Annotated in this window: 1 protein-coding gene; it reads right to left on the bottom strand. The window is 43.9% G+C overall.

Annotated elements, in window-relative coordinates; translation table 11 throughout:
* The coding region (locus SB773_RS34410; RefSeq protein ID WP_410595013.1) for a flotillin-like FloA family protein at positions 1–239 on the bottom strand (239 nt) is incomplete at both ends.

Below are 239 nucleotides of genomic sequence, written 5' to 3'. Positions count from 1 at the left end.
GCTATTTTCTTATCGGCCTCAGCTTGGTCAGTCTGTAATATGGCCCCAATATTTTTCCCGATATCCACTTCAGCGATATCAATGGAAAGAATTTCAAATGCCGTTCCAGAATCCAACCCTTTTGATAAAACCGTTCTTGAAATCAAATCGGGGTTTTCAAGTACATCCGTATGCATTTTCGAAGCACCGATCGTCGATACGATCCCTTCCCCTACACGGGCAATGATTGTCTCTTCGCC

The organism is Bacillus sp. SIMBA_074 (genome assembly GCF_046534555.1).
Classification (GTDB): Bacteria; Bacillota; Bacilli; order Bacillales; family Bacillaceae_G; genus Bacillus_A; species Bacillus_A mycoides.
Note: the sequence above shows the minus strand (reverse complement) of the source record. Positions and strands in the feature narration are given on the sequence as shown.